This window comes from Sorangium sp. So ce381, assembly GCF_051473845.1.
In the GTDB taxonomy this organism is placed as follows: Bacteria; Myxococcota_A; Polyangia; order Polyangiales; family Polyangiaceae; genus Sorangium; species Sorangium atrum.
Map to the genome: position 1 here is coordinate 11197347 of NZ_CP150336.1, position 17744 is coordinate 11215090.

11 protein-coding genes are annotated in these 17744 nt (G+C 75.4%); 5 read left to right on the plus strand and 6 right to left on the minus strand.

The window, feature by feature from the left end; translation table 11 throughout:
- Positions 1–148: 148 nt before the first annotated feature.
- Both WMF29_RS41970 and WMF29_RS41975 read right to left on the minus strand, forming a co-directional pair.
- Positions 149–922 (minus strand): Stp1/IreP family PP2C-type Ser/Thr phosphatase, encoded by a 774-nt coding sequence (locus tag WMF29_RS41970; protein WP_272102167.1) that lies wholly within the window; start codon positions 920–922, stop codon positions 149–151.
- Between the two features lie 173 nt (positions 923–1095).
- Positions 1096–2295, minus strand: a complete 1200-nt coding sequence (locus WMF29_RS41975) for a S1C family serine protease (RefSeq protein WP_437325692.1) — start codon at positions 2293–2295, stop codon at positions 1096–1098.
- A gap of 262 nt (positions 2296–2557) precedes the next feature.
- Here WMF29_RS41975 and WMF29_RS41980 point away from each other — a divergent pair, with 262 nt between their 5' ends.
- The 5 genes from WMF29_RS41980 to WMF29_RS42000 all read left to right on the plus strand — a co-directional run bounded on the left by WMF29_RS41980 (position 2558) and on the right by WMF29_RS42000 (position 12134).
- On the plus strand, positions 2558–3136 hold the full coding sequence (locus WMF29_RS41980; protein WP_437295745.1) for an RNA polymerase sigma factor: 579 nt from the start codon (positions 2558–2560) through the stop codon (positions 3134–3136).
- Between the two features lie 5 nt (positions 3137–3141).
- The gene (locus tag WMF29_RS41985; protein WP_437325693.1) at positions 3142–7848 is read left to right on the plus strand and encodes a VIT domain-containing protein; all 4707 of its coding nucleotides are present in this window, start codon (positions 3142–3144) and stop codon (positions 7846–7848) included.
- A 272-nt stretch (positions 7849–8120) separates the two neighbouring features.
- Positions 8121–10592 (plus strand): AAA family ATPase, encoded by a 2472-nt coding sequence (locus WMF29_RS41990; RefSeq protein WP_437325694.1) that lies wholly within the window; start codon positions 8121–8123, stop codon positions 10590–10592.
- A 118-nt stretch (positions 10593–10710) separates the two neighbouring features.
- Positions 10711–11217, plus strand: a complete 507-nt coding sequence (locus WMF29_RS41995; protein ID WP_437325695.1) for a hypothetical protein — start codon at positions 10711–10713, stop codon at positions 11215–11217.
- Positions 11218–11249: 32 nt separating this feature from the next.
- Positions 11250–12134, plus strand: coding sequence for a 3-hydroxyacyl-CoA dehydrogenase family protein (locus tag WMF29_RS42000; RefSeq protein ID WP_437331221.1), 885 nt, complete (start codon positions 11250–11252; stop codon positions 12132–12134).
- 35 nt (positions 12135–12169) lie between these two features.
- Here the strand turns inward: WMF29_RS42000 and WMF29_RS42005 are convergent, their stop codons facing one another.
- From WMF29_RS42005 to WMF29_RS42020, 4 genes are read right to left on the minus strand one after another with little or no spacing between them, the layout of a single operon-like run.
- Positions 12170–12847: a tetratricopeptide repeat protein gene (locus tag WMF29_RS42005; RefSeq protein ID WP_437325696.1), complete on the minus strand. Its 678-nt coding sequence runs from the start codon at positions 12845–12847 to the stop codon at positions 12170–12172.
- Between the two features lie 34 nt (positions 12848–12881).
- On the minus strand, positions 12882–13697 hold the full coding sequence (locus WMF29_RS42010; protein ID WP_437325697.1) for a hypothetical protein: 816 nt from the start codon (positions 13695–13697) through the stop codon (positions 12882–12884).
- Positions 13694–14674: a pseudouridine synthase gene (locus WMF29_RS42015; RefSeq protein ID WP_437325698.1), complete on the minus strand. Its 981-nt coding sequence runs from the start codon at positions 14672–14674 to the stop codon at positions 13694–13696. Before WMF29_RS42015 ends, WMF29_RS42010 begins: the two co-directional genes overlap by 4 nt.
- The gene (locus WMF29_RS42020; protein ID WP_437325699.1) at positions 14671–17715 is read right to left on the minus strand and encodes a PEP/pyruvate-binding domain-containing protein; all 3045 of its coding nucleotides are present in this window, start codon (positions 17713–17715) and stop codon (positions 14671–14673) included. The genes WMF29_RS42015 and WMF29_RS42020 overlap by 4 nt, the downstream gene beginning before the upstream one ends.
- Between the last annotated feature and the right edge of the window lie 29 nt (positions 17716–17744).

Here is a 17744-nt window from a genome sequence, read left to right on the forward strand (position 1 = left end):
GGTCGTGGACGTTTACGTGGTCGTGGTCGTGGTCGTCAACGATATGCCGTGAACGACCACGACCACGACCACGTAAACGTCCACGTTCACGACTACGTTCACGTTCACGACCAGGTAAACGTTGGGATGTAGGAGAACGCGGCGCTGCTCACTGAGTCCAGCGAACCAGGACGCACGTCACGTTGTCGGGCCCGCCGTTCTCGTTGGCGCGCTCGATCATCTTGGCGGTCGCGACCTGGATGTCCTGATGCTCCGTCAGGATCTGGGTCATCTCCAGATCGCTCACCGGCCCGGAGAGCCCGTCGGAGCAGAGGATGTACGTGTCGTTCAGCTGCGGCACCTCGAAGCGGGTGTCGACCTTGACCGTGTCCTTCATCCCGAGCGCGCGCACGATCACGTTCTTGTGCGGGAAGTTCGCGATCTCCTCGGGCGTGAGCCGCTTCATCTTGATGTAGTCGTTGAGGAGCGAGTGGTCCTCGGTGAGCATCTCGAGCCGGCCCTCGCGGAAGCGGTAGACCCGGCTGTCGCCGACGTGGGCGACGTACACGCCGTCGTTCGCCGTGAAGATGCCGACGAACGTCGTCCCCATGCCCCGCTTCTTCGCCTCGCGCTGCGCGGTCTCGTAGATCCGCAGGTTGGCGAGCTTGATCCCCGTGATCAGCCGGTTCTCTTCGTAGCCCTTGGACCGGTCCATCTTGTAGGGCCAGGTCCGCTCCGGGTCGTCCTGCGTCTGGGCGAAGAAGTCCTGCATCGCGTCGACGGCCATCTTCGACGCAACCTCGCCCGACGCATGCCCCCCCATCCCATCGGCGACCATGAAGAGGCCGTACTCGACCATGATGCCGAAGTTGTCCTCGTTGTGGTTGCGCTTGCGCCCGACGTTCGTCTCGCCGGCCACTTCGATTCGAAACGTTTGGGACACGGATCACCCGATCGATGGCCCCGCGCGAGGCGCGGGGTTGAATGAGAACCGCGAGCGCGCCCGTCCGAGCCGCTCGAGCCCGATCCTGGAGGTTCGGTTGACGGGGTGTCAACCGGATCGGGCCCGAGCGCCGAGCTTATAGAATCCGCGCGCGGCCCCGCATCATTTTTTGCCTACTTGCGGTACTCCTCGGTCGCCTTGCCGCCCGAGCTCGGCGGCGGGAGCTCGGCCTCCGGCCGCTTCGCCGCGGCGGCCGACGGATCGGGGGCAGCGCGGAGCACGACCGTGACCTGCCGGTACTTCCCGCGGCTCAGCAAGGTGAGCGGGACCTTCTCGCCGACCGCGTGCGTCCGGATCGCGTCGGAGAGCGCCTCGGGGCTCGTGACGGGCACGCCGTCGACGGCGAGGATCATGTCGCTCTCCGCGCGATCGCCGCCCGTCAAGCGGGCCTCGTCCGCAGGGCTCTCGGGGTGCACCACGGTGACCCGGACCCCCTTGGCGACCGGCGCCGCCTCGCTGACGCCCTGGATCCCGAGCCACGCCGCGGGCGGCACGGCCGCCTTCGGCACCGCGCGAAGGAACGCCCTGACCGCGCCGATCGGCACGCCGAACGCGACGGGCGTGCACGGCTTGCCCTCGTTCGGGGCGCAGCCGCGGCCCAGGATCGCGACCACGCGGCCGTCCTCGTCGATGATGGGCGCGCCCAGATCGAGCGGCGAGACGCGCGAGCCGAGCTCGATCGCGCGCTCGAGCGGCCGGTCGTCGCCGCCGATCAGCGTCCGGTGCGATCGCAGCACGAGCGAGGTGGCCGCGACCTTGCCGCGCGCCGCCGAGAACGAGCGGATCTGCGCGTCCGGCCGCACCGGATCGCGCGACGAGGCGGTGAGCCCCTCGGTCCACTTGCCGGTCTGCGGCACGAGCAGCGCGAGATCCCACACGCGGTCGTGGTGGCCGAGCTTCACCCGCACGGTGGTCCCGTCGGCGAGGCGCGCCGTGAGGTCGTTGCCCGCGCCGAGCGGCGAGAGCGCCGTCAGGATGCGCCCATCGCCGGCGAGCGCCGCGCCGAGGCCGAGGACCTGCCCGCCGCGCTCGATGACGACCACGCCGCGCGCGGCGCGCTCCTCCACCGACGGCTCCGCCTTGTCCTTCTCGGCCGGGCCCCCCTTCGGCTCGGCGGCGGCCGCCTTCTTCTCCTTCCCGCCCGCGCTGACCCGGGTCGGGAGCACCGCCCGCTTGCCGGCCGGCGGGGCTTCACCTTCCCCCTGAACCTGCGCCTCGCCCGGCGCGCCCTGCGCGAGCGCCGCGGGAGCGGCGAGCGCTGCGGCGGCGGACACGGCGGCGGCGAGCGCCAGCGACCGTCTCCATCGCTTCACACGCGACCTGTCAACGGGATCGCTCGGCGCCGCGCCTCGGGGCGCGGCGGCCTTTGTGACACCAGGCGGGCTTGTCTCGTTCATAAGCGCGGCTCCTGAGGCGACGGCCGATTCTGCGGCGGCGCGGATCGCATTGCAAAAGGCAAAGGCCGGACCGCCCTGTACTGTGGGATCGGGCACCGGAGTCCGCCGGGGGCGGGGGCGAAAAAAAACCGGTCACGAACTCGAGGGACGGGGGCACATGGCTGGCGATGAGGCAGCGATGGCAGCGGGGTTAGCGCTCGTTGGGTCGGAGGGCGACGCGCGGGCCGACGAGGCGCGCGCGATCGAGGGGCTGATCGGGACAGGCGACTTCCGGGAAGCGCTGTCGCGGTGTGCGAAGGCCTACGCCATGCCGCTGGGCCGGCTGTGCATGGCGTTCACGGGCTCGCAGGCCGAGAGCGAGGAGCTGGTGCAGGAGACGCTGCTCGCGGCGTTCGACGCCTTCCCGCAGTACCGCGCCGAGGGGAGCGTGCGGGCCTGGCTCTTCGGGATCGCGCGGCGCCTCTGCGGGCGGCACACGGAGCTCAGGGCGCGGCGCGAGGCGCGGCTGCGCCTCGTCCACGACACCCGGCCGCGGCCCGACGCGAGCGAGCTCGCGGCGGAGCGCGAGCGGGCCGAGCGCGCCCGCGCCGCGCTCTCGCGGCTGAAGCCGAGCGAGCGCGAGGCGGTGGTGCTGCGCTTCGAGGCGGGCCTCTCCTTCAAGGAGGTGGCCATCGCGTGCGGGATCGACGAGGCGGCGGCGCGGAAGCGGGTGAGCCGCGCGCTTTCGCGGCTCAGGGCCGAGCTGGGCGAGGAGTGAGGGCGATGGGCGCGACAGGAACGGGTTCGGTTGGGCTTTGCGGCGAGGTCGAGGAGCAGCTCGCGGAGGTGCTCGACGGGACGGCGCGGCCGGCGCTGTACGAGCACATCGCCGGCTGCGACGCATGCCGCGACCTCCGCCACGACGCAGCGCGCGCCGCGGAGATGGCCGCGGCGGCCGGCGCGGACTTCCGGCCGGCGGACGGCTTCACCGAGGCGCTGCTCCGGCGGCTCGAGGCGGCGCGCCCCTCGGAGGGCGCGACGAGCGGCGCGATCCTGAAGGTGGCGGCCGAGGAGCAACACGGCGCCGCAGGCGTGCGATCCAGCGCGACCGAGGTGCGATCGGACATCGCCGAAGGGCGATCGGACATCGCCGAGCAACGATCCGACACGGCCGACGCTCGATCCGACATCGCCGAAGGACGAGCCGAAATCGCCGAAGGGCGAGCCGACACCGCTGAAGGGCGATCCGACATCGCCGAAGGGCGCTCCGACATCGCCGAGCGGCGCTCCGACATCGCCGAAGGGCGATCCGACATCGCCGAAGGGCGATCCGACATCGCCGAGCAGCGATCCGACACGCCCGCGTGGCGTTCCCTTACGCCCAGGCCGCGATCCGACACTTCCGGAGCGCGATCCGGCGCGGCCGAGGCGCGCACCGGCGGACCGCGCTCCACGATTCCGGAGCGAACCGCGCCGGCGGCGCGCCGCACGACCTTCGGGCGGCGCTCGGCCTTCGCCGCCGCCGCCCTGGCCGCGGCGGCGGCGGTAACGGTCGGGGTCGCTCTGCGGCGCGGCGGCGAAACAACGGCGCCGTCCGTCGCCGCGGCGACCGGAGCGCCATGGTCCGGCAAGATCGCCTCGGTGTCGCGCGCGTCGGCCGACAAGTCGGGCGGCCTCGCGGCGTGCGACGCCGCGGGCGCCTGCGCGCCGCTCGCCGCGGGCGCCGCGCTGCCGGAGGGCGCGACCCTGCGCACCGACGCGCGGACGCGCGCCCACCTGTCGCTCGCGGACGGCTCGGCGCTCGCCATCGACCGCGGCTCCCGCGTGTGGATCGCAGGCGACGGCCGCCGCGCGCGCGTCGACGAGGGCGCCGTCGTCCTCGACGTCACGCCGGCCCCCGGCGCGCCGCCCGCGCGCATCGAGGTGCCGCACGGCCAGATCGAGGTGCTCGGGACCAAGCTCGCGATCACCGCCGGCGCCGCGCGCGCCTCGGTCGAGGTGGCCCGCGGCGCCGTGCGCGTCACCGGTGAGCGCGGCGAGCCCGTCGAGGTGCGCGCCGGCGAGGAGGCGACGCTCGCGAAGGGCGCAGCGCCGGAGGTCGCGAGCGCGACGTCGCTCGCCGACACGCTCGAGTGGAGCGACCGCTCCGCCGAAGAGGCCGACGCCCCGGCGCTCCGCGGCCTCGGCGAGCTCAGGGCGCGCAAGCCGGGCGCGACGCAGGAAAAAGAGCGGGCCGTCCGGCTCGCCAGACACGCCGTCAAGGTGCGGATCGTCGACGTCGTCGCCAGGACGGAGATCGACGAGACCTTCGCCAACGACACCGACGAGGAGCTCGAGGGCATCTTCCGGTTCCCGCTCCCGCCGGGCGCGCAGATCGAGCGGCTCGCGCTCGAGGTGGACGGCAAGCTGGTCGAGGGCGCGTTCGTCGATCGCGATCGCGGGGCCGCGATCTGGCGCGGCGTCATCCAGAACGCCGCCCCCAAGGCGCCCAAGCCGCGCGAGGAGATCATCTGGGTCCCCGGCCCGTGGCGCGACCCCGCGCTGCTCGAGTGGCAGCGGGGCGGCCGGTTCGAGCTGCGCATCTTCCCCATCCCGAAGCGCGGCTCGCGGCGCGTCGTGCTCACCTACACGCAGCTCGTCGAGCAGGCCGGCGGCGTCCGGCGCTTCACCTACCCGCTCGCGCACGACCAGAGCGGCACGACGAACATCGGCGACTTCTCGCTCGACGTGCAGGTGCTCGGCCACGACCGGGAGTTCGGCGTCGCGACGCGCGGCTACGAGCTCGCCGCCGCCCCCGCGGACGGCGCGGCCGACCGCCGCACGCTGGAGGCCCGCGGCTTCACGCCGGCCGGCGACCTCACAGTCGAGTACGCGCTCCCCGATCGCGACCGGCCCGTCACCGCCTGGGCCTACCGGATGCCCCCCGCCCCGCCGCCGGCCACGCCACCCGCGGCATCTCAGCCGTGGCGCGGCGCGGCCGGCACGTCGAAGCGCGACGGCGCGGAGCACGAGGCCTCCCTCGCCGCGGCGCAGGCCATCGCGAGCGACACGTCGCCGTACGTCGCGATCGCGATCCGGCCCCGGCTCCCGCGGTGGCAGGCGTCGACCTCGCGGCGCCACGCGATCGTCGTCGACTCGAGCCGATCCATGGTCGGCGAGCGGTTCGCCCGCGCGACGCGGCTCGCCTCGTCGCTCGTCCGCGAGATGGACCGGCGCGACGAGGTCGTCGTGCTCGCCTGCGACACCCTCTGCCGCTCGCTCGGCGACGCCGGCCAGGGCGGCGCCGCGCGCCCCATGGCCCCCGGCGCCGCCTCGGCGGGCGAGGTCGAGCGCTTCCTCGGCGGCATCGAGCCCGACGGCGGCAGCGATCTCGCCGCGGCGATGATCGCGGCGCGCGCGGCCGCCGGCCCGCTCGACGGCAAGGAGCTCCGGATCATCTACCTCGGCGACGGCACGCCCTCGGTCGGCCCGACGCGCCCCGCCCACATCGAGGCCGCGGTGCGCGGCGCGATCCCCGCGGACGGCGCCGCCGCCGTGGTCGCGGTCGCGCTCGGGAGCGACGCGGACACCACGTCGCTCAGGGCGCTCGCGCGGGGCGGCGGCGGGGTGATGGTCCCCTACGTGCCCGGCCAGAAGGTCGCGAGCGCGGCGCAGTCGGTCCTCGGCGCGGCGTACGGCCTCGCGCTGCGCGATCCCGAGATCGAGCTGCCCCCCGGCCTGACCCAGGTCACGCCGGCGCGGCTCGACCCGATCCGCGCCGGCGGCGAGGCGCTCGTCGTGGCCCGGATGAGCTCCGGGGCCGACGTCACCGGCGCGATCCGCGTCCGCGGCCGCGTCTCGGGCGAGCGCTTCGAGCAGACCTACCCCGTCAACATCGTCGCCACGACCGGCGCGGGCAACGCCTTCGTCCCGCGCCTCTACGCCGCGGCGAAGATCGCGGAGCTCGAGGAGAGCGGCGGCGACGCGCAGAAGCCCGCCATCATCGAGCTGTCGCGGCGCTTCTCCGTGGCGAGCCGGTTCACCTCGCTGCTCGTCCTGGAGAGCGAGGCGATGTTCAAGGCGTTCGGCCTCGATCGAGGCGGCATCACCTCCGCGTTCACGGGCGAGGAGCAGGCCGAGCGCGTGAGCGCGAGCGCCGAGGGGGAGGAGCCCGACGCGGCGGACGAGGGCGCCGAGGAGAAGGGCGACGCGCTCGGGGCGGGCCTTGGCCTGTCGGGCAGCGGCAGGGGCGGCGGCGGCTCCGGCTGGCCGGACGCCGCGCCGGCCGCGAAGGCGGAGTCGCGCACGTCGGCGGGCGCCCGCCCGGCGTCGCCCGCCAAGCCGCAGCGCCGGTTCGACAAGTCGTTGGACGCCGACATGCCGGCGCCCCCGCCGGCGCCGACGGCCGCCGCGCCCGCGGAGCCGAAGCCGGCGCCGCCGCTGGACGATCGCGCCAGGAGATCGTCCGACGACGGCCTCGTCGCCGCCGAGGAGTGGTCGCGCCCGCGGCCGCGGCGGATGATCCCGATGCGCCGGGTGTTCGATCGCAAGGTGAGCTTCGACGCGACGAACACGCTCGCGCCCGAGAGCGCCGCGAAGACCACGGCCGCCGAGGCGGCGCTGGCGGCGGCCCCGGACAGCCGCGACAGGACGGTGGGCCTCTACGCGCTCTACGCCACGACCGGCCGCCTCGGCGAGGCCCAGGAGCTGACCGCGCGCTGGAGCGGGCGCGACGCGCTCGATCCCGACGCGCTCATCGCCCGCGCCGACCTCGCGGCGCGGCAGGGCCAGCGCGACCGCGCCGCGCGCATCCTCGGCGGCCTCGCCGACGTGCGCCCCGGCGACCGAGCCACCCAGACGCGGCTCGCCGAGCTCTGGGACGCCGCGGGGCGGCCCGCGTTCGCGTGCCAGCACCGGGTGGCGCTCGCGGACCTCGCGCCCGCCGACGCGAAGCTCGTCGCCGCCGCGATCCGGTGCGCCGGCGAGGGCGGCATGAGCGAGCTCGCGAGCCAGCTGCGCCTCGACGCGACCTCCGCCGTCCGCGCGGAGATCGACCGGCGGCTCGCGCAGCCGGACGCGGCGCCGGCCGCCGACCTGCCCGGCGACGTGCGGCTCAGCGCCGAGTGGACCGGCGGCGCCGACCTCGACCTCTCCCTCATCGACGCGCAGGGGCGGCGCGTCTCGTGGATGGGCGCAACCCTCCCGTCGGTGGGTGTGCGCTCGCGCGACGCGACGAGCACGCGGTCGGAGTCCCTCGCGCTGCGGAGCCTCCCCAAGGGGAGCTACATCGTCGAGATCGCGCGCGCGTCGGCCGTGGAGGACGCCAGCGCCTCCACCCCCGGGGCCAGCGCGCCGGGCCCCGTGCGCGGCGAGCTGACCCTGCGCCTCGCGGGAGAGACCCGCAAGGTGCCCTTCACGCTCGAGGGCGCGCGCCTCGAGCTCGGCACGGTGCGCGTCTTCTTCACCTCCCGCCTGGTGCCGGTCGACGGCCTGTCGGCTCCGCCGTTCTGACGGAACTCACGGAACCGACGAAACCGACGAAACCGACGAAACCGACGAAACCGACGAAACCGACGAAGCTGCCGAAACCGACGGGACCGACCTCCGCCCACGCGCGGAGGCTCTCTCCTGCGCACCCCTCCCTTCACATGTCCTGAACGACCCTCGCGGCGCGCTTCCGTAACAACAGCCTCTTCCGCGCACCCCCGGGTGCGCTCGCCCGGGGCGCGAGCGTCCCTCCCGCCGCGCTCGTGTCGGGCGGAGATACCCGATAGAGTTTCGACATGAATCCGCTCGTCCCGGACTTCATCCTCGAACAGGACGCCGAAGGGCAATACGCGGGCGCGGTCGACGCGGCTGTCCTGCACGTCTCGCTGCCGGCGGTCGTGGAGCTCGCCGAGCAGATGATCGCGCGCCAGACGCTCGATCCGGAGGCGCTGCGCTCGTTCTTCGATCCGCTGTTCGAGGCCGTGCACCAGTCGGGCGGGTTCGTCGCGACGCTGTCGCCCGGCGGCGGGTTCACCGCGCTCTTCCCCGATCGGCCGGGGCGCAACGTCACCCGGCACGCGCGCAGCGCGGCGCTCGCGATGCGGCGCAGCCTGCTGGAGCTCGCGGCGCGGCGCGCGCTGGGCGCCGGGGGCGCGCAGACGCCGTTCAGGATCGGGCTCGCCTGGGGCACTGTCCACTGGACGATCGTGCGCATCGCCCCGGATCGCGCGTACTTCCTGATCTACGGCCCCGCGATGGAGGCCTGCCAGGCGACCGACCGCGGGGTGGACGACAGCGAGCTCCACCTCGATCGCAGCTTCCGCGAGCGGCTCCCCGCGGCCAGCGCGCGGGAGAGCGTGGCGGACCTCGACGAGGCCGATCTCCTGAGCGGGCCCCCCTCGCTGACGATCGCGTCGGCGCCGACGGACGCGGACGTCGAGGCGTTCCTGCCGCCGGGCGCGGGCGATCTCGCGCCGGAGGGCGAGATCCGCGAGGTGACGACGGTGTCCGTCTCGCTCGATCGGGTGGAGAGCCCGACCGAGCTCCTCCAGCAGCTGCACGAGATCTCGGCGATGTACGGCGCGACGTTCGCCGGCATGACCGTGACGGAGCGCGGCCTCGGCGCGCAGTTCTACTTCGGCGCGCCCGTCGCGCACGAGAGCGACCACGATCGCGCCCTCGACTTCGCGCTCGAGCTGAAGAGCAACGGCCTCGGCGTGCCCCGGCTCGCGGTGGGCGTCACCCGCGCGCGCTGCCTCGTCGGCTTCTTCGGCGCCGTGGGCCGCCGCGAGTTCGCGTGCGTCGGCCGCGCCATCCACCTCGCCGCGCAGATCGCGCGGAAGGCCGCGCCGTCGTCGATCTGGGCGGACGAGCGGGCGTTCCGCGCGGGCGAGGCGAGCCACCAGTGGTCGACGGAGAACATCTTCCGGTTCGACGGGTTCGACCTGCCGATCCTCGTCTACTCGCTCGAGCGGCGGCGCATCGCGGTGCAGGAGGAGTTCTACGATCTCGGCCCCATCGGCCGCGAGGTCGAGCTCGGGCGGCTCACGCAGGCGCTCGAGCCCCTGTTCGCCGGGCGCTCCGCGGGCGTCGTGTACATCCTCGGCGAGGCGGGCATCGGCAAGAGCTACCTCGTGCACAGCTACCGCCACCAGCGCGCGCAGCTCATGGACATGCGCCCGCTGCTGTGGATCGAGGCCCGCTGCGATCAGACGCTGAGGACCCCGCTCTACGCGTTCGAGTTCGCGCTCAAGGAGTACCTCGGGATCTCGTCGGAGCTCGGCCAGCGCGCCAAGGAGGCGGGGCTCGATCTCGCGCTGGAGCTGCTCCTGGAGCGGCTGCCCGAGAGCTGGACCGAGGTGCGGGCCGGGATCGACAGGTCGCGCGAGGCGCTCGCGCGGCTGCTCAGGCTGCGCGGCCAGGAGGCGGGGGCCGAGGCCGGGTGGCGCGACGAGGCCCTCGGGGCGCTCGCCGCGCTGCTCGTCGCGGAGAGCTCGCTGCAGCCGGTGGTGGTGCACCTCGACGACGCGCAGTGGGCCGATCGGACCTCGCTCGACGCGGTGCGCGCGATCACGGCCGCCTGCAGGGACCTGCCGCTGGCGGTGATCTGCTCGGCGCGGCCTGGGGTGTCCTCGGGGGAGGGGGTGGACGCGCGCATCCCGCTCGACGCCGGCATCCCGTCGCAGGTGATCGAGATCGCGCCGCTCCCGGCGGAGCGGCTGCTCGCGCTCGCGGAGCCGTTCTTCGGCGGCCCGCTCCCCACGATGCTCGGGTCGCTGCTCGGCCAGACCGCGGGGGGGAACCCGTTCTTCGCGCAGGAGATCCTCGCGTACTGGCTGGAGGACGGGCGGTACGGGTCGGCCCACGACGCCGCGCGCTCGAGCCGGTTCATGCCGCCGCGGACCGTGAACAGCCTGCTCGTCGCGCGGCTCGAGCGGCTCGAGCCGCGGACGCGGCAGACGGTGATCTCCGCGGCGGTGCTGGGGCGCGAGTTCGACACGCGCGTGCTCGCCCGGATGATCCCGGACGCCTCGGCGCTCGTGGATCACCTGCGCTTCGGCGAGGCGCAGCGGATCTGGTCGCGGATGGGGGAGCACCGCTTCGAGTTCTGCACGGTGCTGATCCGCGACGCCGCGTACGGGATGCAGCCGAAGGAGACGGCGGAGCGGCAGCACCGCCTCGCGGCGGAGGCGATCGAGGCCGTCTACGGCGACGATCTCGCGGATCAGCGCGCGGCGCTCGACAGCCACCGGAGCCTCGCGGGCTGAGCGCGCCCGGCCGTTCTGGCCGGCGGGGCGTGGAAGGGCGTGGGGCGAGGCGTGGAAGGGCGTGGAAGGGCGTGGAACCCCCTCGACGCCGCTTTCGAAGTACGGCAACTGTCCGCGCATGAGCACGGCCCATCACGAGGCTCACGCGGCCCCGGCGCACGACGTGAGCGATCACCATGGCTTCGACGGGGAGCCCGCCCGCGCGCTGCCGGCGGACGAGCCGCCTACCCCGAACTGGGTCCCTGCGCTGGGGCTCGCGGTCTTCGTGGTGGCTGGCGTCACCTTTCTTGCGATGAGCAGCGGCGACGACGGCGCCGCGGGGCAGGCCGCGCCGGCGCGCGCGCGCCCGGCTGCCGCCGAGGCTCGCCCGGCTCCGGCTGGCGCCCGCCCCGCGACCGCCGAGGCTCGCCCGGCGGCTCAGCCTGGCGCGCGCCCGGCGGCGCCGACGGGGCCCGAGGCGGGGCCGGCCGCGGAGGCCCTGCGCGCCGCCGGGGCCGAGCGCGCGGCGGGCACCGCCGCGCCGGGGCCGGCGAACCTGCGCAAGCTGACGCCCCAGGAGGTGGAGCTGGTGCGCAAGCGCATGGATGCGCGGCAGAAGGACGGCGCCCCGGCTCCGCCGAAGTGAGCGAGATCGTGGTGGACCCCGCCGCAGCGCGGATGCGCACGGTGCTTGTGCTCGGCGCGGGCACGATGGGCCAGGGGATCGCGCAGGTCACGGCGGTCGCCGGCTACGTGACGCGCCTCTACGACGTCGACGCCGCGCGGATCGGCGCGGCGATCGAGGACATCAAGCGCACGACCGATCGCCTCGTCCAGAAGGGCAAGATGCTCAACGAGGCGCGCAGCGAGATGATCGGGATGCTCGTGGCGTCTCCGGATCTCGAGCACGCTGCGGCGGACGCCGATCTCGTGATCGAGGCGGTGCCCGAGCGGATGGACCTCAAGGTCGAGGTGCTCGGCCGGGTGAAGGCGGCGGCGCCGGAGAGGGCGCTGTTCGGCACGAACACGTCGAGCCTGAGCATCACGGAGCTCGGGCGCCGGCTCGGCGCGGGCGGGCGCACGATCGGCCTGCACTTCTTCAACCCGCCGCCGGTGATGGAGCTGCTCGAGGTGGTGCGGGGGCTCGAGACCGACGAGGCGACGGTGACGGCGGCGCTCTCGGTGGCGAGGCGCCTGGGCAAGACGCCGATCGTGGTGAACGACACGCCCGGCTTCGCGACGAGCCGGCTCGGCGTGGCGCTCGGCGCAGAGGCGATGCGGATGCTGGAGGCCGGGGTGGCGTCGGCCGTCGACATCGATCGGGCGATGGAGCTCGGGTACCGGCACCCGATGGGGCCGCTCAAGCTGACGGATCTCGTGGGGCTCGACGTGCGGCTCGCCATCCTGGAGCACCTCCACCGCGAGGTGGGGGAGCAGTTCCGGCCGCCGGTGATCCTGCGGCAGATGGTGCGTGCGGGGAAGCTCGGGAAGAAGACGGGGGAAGGGTTCTATCGATGGACGGAGGCGGGGGCCCAACCCAGCGACGGCTGGCGCCGCGGGTAGGAGCGCGGCGGGGGCCGCGCGCGGCCGAGGGCGCGCTACCGGTTCATCTTGTCCTTCTTGGCGTTCTCTTCGGCTTCCTTCTGGCGCTCGGCCTCGCGCTGGACGATGCGCTCCTTGACCGCGGCGTAGTCCTTCTCGTCCTTGATGCGCCGGTCGAGCTGCTTCTGCCGCTCCGCCGCGGTCGCCGGGTAGCCGGTCGCCTTGGGGTTGCTCGTCAGGTACGTGCTGTAGGCCCCCCACGCCTCCTTCGCCGCCTGCCAGTTCTTCAGCCGCTCGCGCAGATCGGCGAGGCAGAAGAGCACCTTGGCGTGGAGCTCGTCCGGGCCCTTCTTGCCGAGCGCCGTCGTCCAGGCCGTCTCGGCCTCCGCCGTGTTGCCGGACTCGAGCATCGCCTCGCCGAGCAGATAGAAGCCGAGCATCTTCGAGGAGTCCTGCTTGATCGCCTCCTGGAACCCCGCGATCGCGCCCGGGATGTCGCGCGCCACGAACGACGCCTGGCCCTTCAGGATCTGCTCGGTGTAGGGGCTGATGCCGGTGTGCCCGTTGGGATCTTTGCGCTGCGAAGAAGCAGCATCGGGCGCGGCCGCCGCCGGCTCGGGCGCGGCTGCCTGCGGCTTCTCCTTGCCCGCAGGCGGCTGAGCGGCGACCGGCGCCGCGGAGAAGACGACAGCGAGAGCGAGCGATGCGACGACAGCGAGCGAGCGGTCCTGCATGCCCGCCAAGGTACCGCAGCTCAGGCAGGGCGCGCTACTTCCGCCGCGGCTTGAACGGATCCGGCGGCGATCCGGCATCCGGAGGCCGCCCCGCGTCCACCGGCGGCCATCCCGCGTCCGGCCACCCCGCGTCCACGGGCGGCCATCCCGCGTCCGGCCACCCCGCGTCCACCGGCAGCCTGCCCGCGTCTTGCCACCCCGCGTCCACCGGCGGAAAGCCCCCATCGGGGCCAGCGTCCGGCCAGCCCGCGTCCGCCGATCCCCCGGCGTCCGCCGGCAGCTTGCCCGCATCCCCCGGCGCGCCTCCGTCGACCGTCACCCCGCCCTGCGCGCTCAGCGACACGAGGCGGCCGTCCGGCTCCGGCGGCCAGAGGAAGCGCTCCTCCGCGCCCGTCTTCCGGTCCACCAGCTTGGCCCAGCTCGCGCGCGGGTTGTCCGCCATCTGCACGCGCAGCCGCGTCGTCACGCCGCTGTCGAACGTCGGACGGCGGAGCAGGGCGCCCGGCGGCCGGTCCGGCGCGTCCCCCGTCAGCGGCACGTCGAAGCGGACCCGATCGAGCAGCTCCTGGCCGACGTACAGCTCGATCGCGAACCGGCCCATCACGCGCGCCGTCGCCAGAGGCCGGTCGAGCGTCACCGGTCGCACCCGCACGATCGAGCCCCTCCCCTTCGCATAGTGCACGTCGAAGACCCACTGCTTCGCGCTCGGCCGCGCGGCAGGGTCCGGCGCATACCCGGCGCGCGTCGGCGGGGACTCCGGCTCGGCCACGGCGACCACGCCAGCGGCGGCGAGCGCAAGACCAGCGAGGATCCCCAGGGCAGCGCGGGTGAAAGGGCGAGGCGAGGTCATCTGGTACCGGAAGGAGCACCGAGCGGCAGGGCCGCCTCGAGCGGCGCGGAGAGCACCTCATCCCACGCCGAGCCGTCGCCGTCGAGCGCCCCCCAGAGCTCGCGGAGCTCGTCCGGCACCGGCGAGATCGCCGCGCAGAGCTCGCCGCGCTCGTCCGGCACCGTGACGCGCAAGGCGTGCAGCGCGACGCGCGAGAGCGGGATCACCCTGCCCTTCGCCGTGGTCACCGACCTGGCCCCGCCATGGTCGCGATCGCCAAGGAGCGGCGCCGCCGCGTGCGCCGCGTGCACCCGGAGCTGGTGCGTGCGGCCCGTCACCGGATCCAGGCGCAGCAGCGTGGCCGGCGCCGCGCCGCGGCCCGCCGAGGCGACCGCGCGGTAACGCGTCGCCGCGTCCCTCGCGTCGGCGCCGCCCACCGCGGGCAGGCTGCGACCGCCCCGCGCCCGCGCCGCGCCGATGGGGGCGTCCCACGTGCCCGCCCCATCGACGCGACCCCCGGCGATGCCCACGTAGACCCGCGCGATGCGCCCCGCCTCGCGCATCGCCGCCAGGTGCCGCCGGCCCCGCGCGCCCGTCGCGCACAGCACCGCGCCGCTCACGCCGACGTCGAGCCGCGAGGCCGCGTGCGGCAGGTCGCGCAGCCCGAGCAGCTCGGCGATCTCCGTGACCAGCGACCGCGTGCCCCGGCGCTCCGGCTCGGTCGGCAGCGCCGCAGGCTTCGACGCGACGAGGAGCTCCCCCCAGCGCGCCAGCACCTCCACCGGCGGCGCCCCCGGCGCGTCGCGCCGCGCCGGCCACACGGCGAGCTCGTCGCCGAGCGCGACCGCGTCGCCGGGCCGCGCGCGCCGGCCGTTCAGGAACGCGCGCCCCTCCGCCGCAGCGCCCGCGATGCCCCGCGACGCGCCGCCCGCGCGCTCGAGGACGTCGGCCACCGTGGGGCCGTCCGAGGGCCCGACGCGGAAGCGCGCGGCCGTCATCCGGGCGGCGCCGCGAGCGGCGCGGCGCCGCCGCCAGGAGCTCCCTCGGCGACGACGCCCGGCGACGACGGCGAGGCGCGCTCGTCCAGGCGCTCGACCACGCCGCGATCGCCGTCGATCCGGAGCCGATCGCCCGTCTTGATCGCCAGCGTCACGCCGGGGACGTTCACCACCGCAGGGATGCCGTACTCCCGCGCGACGATCGAGGCGTGCGACATGGGGCCGCCGAGCTCGGTCACGACCGCGGCGGCCACCAGGAACAGCGGCGAGAGGCCGACGTCGGTCGTGCGCGCGACCAGCACCTCCCCCGGCGCCACCGCGTCGAGCGCCGAGGCGCCCGGCTCGAGCACGCGGGCCCGCCCCTCGACGACCCCAGGGCTCGCCGGCAGCCCGAGCAGGCGCTCCCCGGACGCGGGCGGCAGCACGACCGGCGGCGGCCGGCCGATGAACGTGGCCGGCGGATCGGGGCGCGCGGCGTCGCGGAGGTGCTCGGCGCGCCGCAGCCGGACGAGGTGGCCCACGTCGGCGCGGCCGCTGGAGAGCGCCGTCACGAGCTCCTCGTAGGTGCAGAAGAAGACGCTGCCGGGCTCCAGCGAGGGATCGAGGCGCCGGAGGCGCCGGTCGATGTCGAGCGCGACCCTGCGCAGCATGCCGAGCACGCGCGTCACCCACGTGCGCATGCGCTCCCGCAGGCGCACGTAGCGCTGCGCGCGGCCGACGAGCGCGCGCAGGAGCGCGAGCTCAAGCCGCGGCACGCGCGTCTCGAGCATCGCCATCTCCCGATCGGCGAGCGCCCGGGCGCGCGCGAGCGCGCGCTCCGGATCGCCCGGCGCCCCGCGCAGCGACGCCGTGAGCATCGCGACGACCGGCGACGGGTCCTCCCGCCAGCGCGGCGTCGCGAGCTCCGCCTCGCGCACCGCGCGATCGCCGTAGGCGTCGAGGAACCGCGCGTACGCGTCGCGCGCCGGCCCCTCGGGCAGGTCGCGCGGCCACAGGACCCCGCCGGAGAGGAGCCGCTCGCGCGCCGTCCGATCCTGCAGGACGAGCTCGGCGACCCGCGCGAGCTCGATGCCCGGCCCCGCGCTGTCGAGCTCGCGCACGCCGCCCGCGAGCACCTGCGCCAGGTGCTCGACGTTCGTCTCCGCGCGCCCGGCCGGCGCGTCGAGGTGCGCCTCCCCGGAGGCGGAGCGCGCGGAGGCGCGGCGGCCCGCGATGCGCTCGAGCGCCTTGCACAGCGCGAGGTGGCTCGCGAGCGACGCCGACGCGCAGTGAAGCATCCGCGTGCCGGTCCGCTCGAGCAGCAGGAAGACGCTCCGGAGCGTGGTGCCGATGGCGTCGTCCGGCAGGAGCGTCATGTCGAGCTCGGAGAGGGCGCGCTGCGCCCAGAGCGCCTCGCCCTCGTAGGCCGCCACCTCGCGCTCGAGCCGCGCCTGCCGGAGGAGGAGCCGCGGCCCCGTGAGCGGCAGCCGCGCATAGAAGCCGCGCCGCGAGACGCCCTCGCTCTGCTCGGCGAGCCGCGCGATGAGCGCCTCGCTCGCCCCGCCGCTCATGCCGAGCAGCGCGCGCGGCGAGAGCCCCGGGACCTGCGCCGCGATCCGCATGAAGGCCGTGAGGTTGAGGTAGAAGCGCCCGTGCACGTTGGCCACGAGGCGCGCGCCCCGCGGCACGCGGCAGCCGAGCGCGGCGAACGCCTCGCGGAAGCCGCGGTCGGAGAACGCCCGCGCCACCGACCAGGTGAGCGGCGTCGCGGCCCCGGGGAGCGCCTCGCCCACGTTGGCGCGCGACCAGATCGTGTCGGCGTCGCCGCCCTCGGGGAAGCCGCCGCCGCTCACCGGGCGCACCTGGAGCAGCCACACGCGCCGCGCCACCGAGGAGGGCGCGCCTTCGCCGGCCTCCGACGCCGCCGCTGGTGAGGGCACGCCCTCGCCGCCCGCCGACGCCACCGCCGAGGGCGCGCCTTCGCCGGCCTCCGACGCCGCCGGAGAGGGCGCGTCCGCCGCGGCGGCGCCCTCCGGCTGGCCGGAAGGCGCTTCCCCGTCGACCACGAGCGCCGCGCCCGGCGGGACCGCCTCGACCGCGAACTCCACGTCGAACGGGCCCTTGCCGCCCTGCTCGAGCCGCTCGGCGAGCTCGGCGAGCTGCCGCAGCGCGGCCTCGCCGAGCGCCGGCTGCTCGGCGCTCGCCTCGGGCACCGGGACCTCCTCGAGCCCGGCCGCGCCCACGACGAGCGCGCGCCGCTTCTGCGCCACCGCCGACGCGACGACCCTGCCGCCGTCGCGCGCGAGCCGGATCGTGTCGGCCGCCGCGGCGCCGTCGACGACCGGGGCGCCGAGCCCGAGCGTTGCGTTCACGAGCCGCTCGCCGGCGTGCCAGTGCTCGCCCTCGAGCCCCGGCGGGGGCGCGGTGAACAGCACGCCCGCGGCCTCGGCGCGCACCATCACCTGCAGCACGACGCCCATCGCGACGTCACGGACGCCGGCGTGCGCGAGGTACGCGAGCGCGCGCGGCAGGAAGGCGCTCGCCCAGACCTGCCGGATCGCGGCGTCGAGCCCGGCCTCGCCGCGCACGCCGAGCACGGTCGTCGCGAGCCCCGCCATCGACGTCTCCTCGCTGTCCTCGCACGTGGCGCTGGACCGCACCGCGAGGCCCCACGGCGCCTCCTGCTCGACGGCCTGCCAGAGCGCCTGCAGCGCGGCCGAGAGCGCCTCGGGTAGCGGCTCATTCAGGATGCGGTCGCGCGCGCGCGCCGCCCTGTCGACGCCCGCCCTCGTGCCCGAGAGCCGGATCAGCGTGGCGAGGTCGTGCCCCGGCGGCAGCTGCCGGTCGACGAGCTCCGTGAAGCACCGCGCGTCGAGCACCCACCCGCGCGGCACCGGGAAGCCGTCGCGGAGCAGGCGCCCGAGCGAGGCCGCCTTGCCGCCGACGCGCTTCGCGCTCGTGTGGCGGCGCAGGCCGGCGCTCTCGAGCGGCTTGAGCCACTCGCGCACGGTGGGCGGGTCGGTCGCGCCGTCGGCGCGGGCGGTGCGTGTGGGATCGGCCACGTCGATGCCGAGGGAGTAACACGGTTCGG

Excerpts from the sequence above, each read along its gene's own strand:
- WMF29_RS42015 (WP_437325698.1), bottom strand. The coding sequence starts at position 14,674 with ATGACGGCCGCGCGCTTCCGCGTCGGGCCCTCGGACGGCCCCACGGTG.
- WMF29_RS42000 (WP_437331221.1), top strand. The coding sequence starts at position 11,250 with ATGCGCACGGTGCTTGTGCTCGGCGCGGGCACGATGGGCCAGGGGATC.
- WMF29_RS42010 (WP_437325697.1), bottom strand. The coding sequence starts at position 13,697 with ATGACCTCGCCTCGCCCTTTCACCCGCGCTGCCCTGGGGATCCTCGCT.
- WMF29_RS41985 (WP_437325693.1), top strand. The coding sequence starts at position 3,142 with ATGGGCGCGACAGGAACGGGTTCGGTTGGGCTTTGCGGCGAGGTCGAG.
- WMF29_RS42005 (WP_437325696.1), bottom strand. The coding sequence starts at position 12,847 with ATGCAGGACCGCTCGCTCGCTGTCGTCGCATCGCTCGCTCTCGCTGTC.
- WMF29_RS41990 (WP_437325694.1), top strand. The coding sequence starts at position 8,121 with ATGAATCCGCTCGTCCCGGACTTCATCCTCGAACAGGACGCCGAAGGG.
- WMF29_RS41980 (WP_437295745.1), top strand. The coding sequence starts at position 2,558 with ATGGCAGCGGGGTTAGCGCTCGTTGGGTCGGAGGGCGACGCGCGGGCC.
- WMF29_RS41995 (WP_437325695.1), top strand. The coding sequence starts at position 10,711 with ATGAGCACGGCCCATCACGAGGCTCACGCGGCCCCGGCGCACGACGTG.